This window comes from Endozoicomonas sp. ONNA2 (genome assembly GCF_024606365.1).
Taxonomy (GTDB): domain Bacteria; phylum Pseudomonadota; class Gammaproteobacteria; order Pseudomonadales; family Endozoicomonadaceae; genus Endozoicomonas.
Genome location: NZ_JAHHPO010001114.1, coordinates 1 through 4,835, shown reverse-complemented (window position 1 = coordinate 4,835; position 4,835 = coordinate 1). Strand labels below are relative to the sequence as shown.

Sequence of the window (4,835 nt, the reverse complement as noted above, 5' to 3'; positions counted from 1 at the left end):
GCCAGCAGTCGCCATTATCGAACAGAACCAAACGGTTCACTCCATTCAATTCAGTACAGAAGGGAGCTATCTGGTCACTGGCAGTGACGATGGAGTGGTCAGGATTTGGGGGCAATCCGGCAACAGCCGGTGGACAGAGAGGGCCACAATTGCACACAACAGGCCGGTACATTTAGTTAAATTCGTAATGGAAATGACCCATGTGCTGGTTTGTTGCGATAACCGGGCAATTCTATACAAACTAAACCCCAAAAGCCTCAGCTTTAGCGTTTAATAGACATTCATTCAACAAACCTCAGCTCAACTAACCAACTTACTAACAGAAAAAAACAGACCTTTTAAAAGAACTTTCGTTTCACATTAAGTGGCTGGCCATATGGAATCGAATATTTCTGGCTACTTGGGCTGGTACTTTCTTTTTTTGAACCACAAAGGCACAGAGACACAAAGAAAAGATTTCTTTTTCTTCCTTTGTGTCTTTGTGCCTTTGTGGTGAAAGTCTTTCAGGCGAAGTGAACGCCATGGCTGGATTGTTTCTGGCCAGTGAAGTTATTCCGGGAAAATTCCTTACCTTACCTGGCAGCGGCCATTTCAGCGGTCGAAGGGATTATTTTGCACGTATATCATGAATCGCCGGTAAGCCACCCGCTGCTGTTGCGGTATAAACGGCACGACGTATTGCCTGCTCCACAGCCTCCGCACCCATAATGCCCAGAACATTCACATCGGCATCCACTTCACCGGTTGCGGCACAGAAAATGGTATCACCGTCGTACATGGTATGAGCAGGGCGAACAGCACGGGACAAACCATCATGCCCCATTTGAGCCACCTTCAGAGCCTGGGCTTTGGTTAATTTTCCGTTAGTCACTACCACACCAAGGGTGGTATTTGCCCCGGGCAGGGCTTGCACGGCCTGATCATTCATCAAGATATCCACACCAGAAACAAACCGCTGCCCATCTTCGCTCCTTGTGCCGGCCATGAGCTTCTCACCTGTAACAACATCGCCCCAGGCATTGACAACAACCACGGCACCAACGACCAACCCGCTTCCCGGCTTGATGACATAACAACCGATGCCGCTTTTTGTGGCGCGGTCAAACCCGGCGATTTTACCGATTGACGCTCCGGTACCGGCGCCGACATTGCCTTCTTCAATATCGTGGCGATTGGCCAGCCCCATGGCTTCATACCCCATTTGCTCATCGGGCCGGGCAGAGGCATCACCGACCGACTGATCAAAGAGCACCGCACCGGTGACAATCGGGATCCTGGCAAAACCTGTGGGCAAACCAATGCCCTGCTCCTCCAGGTAACGGCTAACTCCGTTCATACTGTCCAGCCCCAGTGCACTGCCGCCGCAAAGCACAATGGCATGGACAGAATTCACCAGGTTTTCAGGCCTTAACAATTCCGTCTCCCTGGTTCCGGGAGCAGCACCGCGCACATCCACACCGGCGGTCACGCCCTGATCAAAGCGCAGCACCGTCACTCCGGTCAATCTGTCAAGATCTGATGCATGACCAATGGCCAGTCCGCTAATTGCAAAAAGCTCATGCCGCTGAGTAGTCATCTGCTAAACCTGTAAGTAGTTAATCAAATGGAATTGGCCAACTACTTGATACTGATATTAGTGGCAGGCTATTTGAAATTGTTATTCTTCGGCCCTTAACCGTTTTTCATTCGATAAGATAGCCAAACAGGCCAAATTTTGCTGCGACAATTCTGGAGGAACTTTTGGGGAAAAATAGCGTCAGTAATGCACTGAAGCACTGCTCCTTATTTCCAACATTACTGAAAACAAAATACTGTTGTCGTAGAACTGATAACCCGTGGTTACAACTATTATGAGGCACAACTATGAGGCACAACTATGAATAATTTGAATTCCTATAATGCTCCGACTCTTCCGGTGACAACGCAGCCGCAACAAGTGCGACAGCGAATAACATGTAATTGTGACGCCAATACCCAAAAAGATGCTGCCACGGCTGTCTTCGTTGGTTTGGAGTGTGGCACTGTAGGTGGCCTTGCAGGTTCTGCCTTGAACAATTGGAGCGTGAGTGGAGCGCTCTGTGGCAGCCTGCCTGTTTGTGCTACTGTCACTCTTTTTTCTGCCGGTGTTTTATGTTATGCAGATCGCTGCTCGTGCATTAAAAAACTTCCGGCGCGACAGGTCGAGATCATCGAATTGGCCCCCACGGTCGGTGGGCAGCAACAGCGCCAGGATGAAGACTATCCGGGAATAGCCAACAATCAGTTCATCTAAATAGCTGACCATGCAGCTCATCTAAATAGCTGACCATGGATTTATAGTGTCTTGTACTTACAGGAGGCTATCGGACCTGAGATGGTCAGTCGAGAAGATAATGTGTTTGAGTGAAAACGGTATTTCTATCTCTGACGGAGTTTTTACATGAATAACGCCCCATTGAATTCCACAGATTTGCCCATCTGCCAAACCCATACAGATGCCGGGGTAGCCAATGGTGCCAGCCGCATTGCTCCTGTTGGTAATGCAAAAAGATTCCCCGGATTTAACCGGGTTAGTGAAGCAGAGCCATCTTCAATACCGCAACACTTTCCAGCCACGGCCGAGATACAAAATTCGATATTCAGCCATCTTTCATTTGCAAATCTGTTAAGTGCCGAGCGAGTCTCAAGATGTTTCAGGAACAATATTTTACTGAATCATTCAAAAGAGATTGCCTATTTTCGTGAGCTGTCGGATACCACACGATATCGCGTGGAAAATTGGATAACGTCAGCTTCTGATTATTTGATTGATTATCTGGAACGTTTTTCCACAACCAAACCCCGGGGTTATTTCCGTGCCATGCAAAACAACACACCCAAAGCATTTGTGGAGATTATGTATTTTAATCTACGGGAAACCCTTGGCCAGAACCTCTCCTTTGATACGGAGTTCAAAGCGTCCATGGTTCACGAAAACAGGGTACACACTGTTCAATCCAGTGCTGACTTTCCAGAAATAATGAGTTCCAGCAATGCTGAAGTAAAAATGATTGGATTAATCCGTGGTACGCAGTGGGTTGAAACGTTGTCTACCCCTTACGGCAGGGGTTATTGGGGTAAATATTCAGCGGAGCTTATCGCCAATGGATCCTGTCTTGTTACAAATAACAGCGATTTTGTAAAGATTTTTGAGCGCTCTCACGGTGGAAAATGGGATCATAAGACATCCATTTTTGACAACAACCATATCACCGTTCGGCAAGCCACAGAATTCGTCAGGCCCGGCATTTGCAATGTGTTGGTCAACGCCTATTGCAGGAATGATAATGAAAATTTCGTGCGATTGGCCAAATATTGCAAAAAAAACAGTGATGGGAATTGGATACAGTTTCCCCTTGGCATAACTGATCAGGTTAAGGTTCGTGATGTCACTCGCGATGGCAGGTGTGCATTGGTAAATGACGGAAGACAGCTGTTTATTTACAAACTGACTGACGACGGGCCGGAGGCAAGGTTACTGTCCGAGATAAATTCGAAAATAGCCCAATTTAGTCCAGATGAAACCCGGATATTGTTAGATCATGGACGTAATGGTGCAGCAGTTTATATCCGTAGCAACCAGGAAGAATGGCCGGAGGAGTATATCATCGACGATGACGAGGATCGTTTCGTGATTTGGAATATACAGTACAGTCCTGATGGAACCACCATCGCATTAAATGACTCGTACAGAATCGAGATCCATGGTCAACAGGGAGAGGGAATCTGGGGCAGGCTATCCGTTTTCAATGATTTTGATGGTTGCCGTATTTTTTCAAAAATTTTATTCAGTCCTGATGGAAGTCATGGCGTAATAACATTACCTTCCATTCACACAGAAACAGAAAAGGCGCAACGAATCATCGGAAAGATCAGCGATGGGTCATGGGTAGAGAAAGGGAATGTAACTGCCAATGGTCTGGTTGTTTTTAGTCCTGACCAGACTCACGTTGCTGTGTACACCGGTAGAGATCAGCAAATAACACTCTATAAATTAAGTGATGAAAAAGACTTGCCAAAAGTCGTCATTATCGAACACAAGCAAAAGGTTAACTCCATTAAATTCAGTACTGATGGGAGCCATGTGGTCACCGGCAGTGACGATGGACTGGTCAGGGTTTGGGGGCAGTCCGGCAACAGGCGGTGGACACCAAAGGCCGTTTTCGAAACCCATGGGCCGACGCATTTGGTTCAATTCGTAATGGGAATGACCCATGTGCTCGCTTGTTGCGATAACAAGGCTCATTTATACGAACTGAAGCCCCGACCCTTTGAGTTTAATAAAGAATAAACAGGAAAAATGCCATGTGACAAACTGCCAAAGCGCATTGAAAAACTGGGCTATCTTTAATTCTCTCATGTCAGCAATCCGACCATAGTTGTCAAAAGGGTTGTCAAAAGGGTTGTCAAAAGTTTGTATTTACAGGAGCCTGTCGGACTTGGGACGGTCAAGAGTCAGTAGAATAGTGTGTATAAGAAGCGGTATCTGTATCTTTGACGGAGTCACCTTGCATGAACAATCCCCCATTGAATTCAACGGATTTGCCCATCAATCCAACCCATACAGATCCTGGTCTGGCAAATGGCCATGCCCGTGCTGCTCCTGATTGTGGCTTAACTGATTGTGGCTTAACTGATTGTGGCTCAAAAAGTTTTGCCGGATTCAGACAGGTCAGTAAGGCAGAGCCATCTGCAGTCTTGCAAGCCATGCTAGAGATTCCCGAGTTAGGCAGTCGGATATTCAACAATCTTTCGGTTTCAGATCTGTCAAGGGCTGAGCGGGTCTCAAAATGTTTCAGGAACAATATTTTACTGAA

Annotated in this window: 5 protein-coding genes; 4 read left to right on the top strand and 1 reads right to left on the bottom strand. The window is 46.8% G+C overall.

What is annotated here, in order from left to right; all coding sequences use genetic code 11:
- The coding region (locus KDK14_RS19775) for a WD40 repeat domain-containing protein (protein WP_257266942.1) at positions 1–274 on the top strand (274 nt) is incomplete at its 5' end.
- A gap of 333 nt (positions 275–607) precedes the next feature.
- On the opposite strand, the gene KDK14_RS19770 is transcribed toward KDK14_RS19775, so the two are convergent.
- Positions 608–1,576, bottom strand: coding sequence for a P1 family peptidase (locus tag KDK14_RS19770; RefSeq protein WP_257266940.1), 969 nt, complete (start codon positions 1,574–1,576; stop codon positions 608–610).
- 300 nt (positions 1,577–1,876) lie between these two features.
- Between KDK14_RS19770 and KDK14_RS19765 the strand changes: the two genes are divergently transcribed.
- The 3 genes from KDK14_RS19765 to KDK14_RS19755 form a co-directional block, all read left to right on the top strand.
- On the top strand, positions 1,877–2,272 hold the full coding sequence (locus tag KDK14_RS19765; protein WP_257266939.1) for a hypothetical protein: 396 nt from the start codon (positions 1,877–1,879) through the stop codon (positions 2,270–2,272).
- Between the two features lie 147 nt (positions 2,273–2,419).
- On the top strand, positions 2,420–4,309 hold the full coding sequence (locus tag KDK14_RS19760; protein ID WP_257266938.1) for a hypothetical protein: 1,890 nt from the start codon (positions 2,420–2,422) through the stop codon (positions 4,307–4,309).
- A 221-nt stretch (positions 4,310–4,530) separates the two neighbouring features.
- Positions 4,531–4,835, top strand: a 305-nt coding sequence (locus KDK14_RS19755; protein WP_257266937.1) for an F-box protein, incomplete at its 3' end; no start/stop codon positions are given.

Bases quoted from the DNA above. Each gene is read 5' to 3' on its own strand.
- KDK14_RS19760 (WP_257266938.1), top strand. From the start codon at position 2,420: ATGAATAACGCCCCATTGAATTCCACAGATTTGCCCATCTGCCAAACC.
- KDK14_RS19765 (WP_257266939.1), top strand. From the start codon at position 1,877: ATGAATAATTTGAATTCCTATAATGCTCCGACTCTTCCGGTGACAACG.
- KDK14_RS19770 (WP_257266940.1), bottom strand. From the start codon at position 1,576: ATGACTACTCAGCGGCATGAGCTTTTTGCAATTAGCGGACTGGCCATT.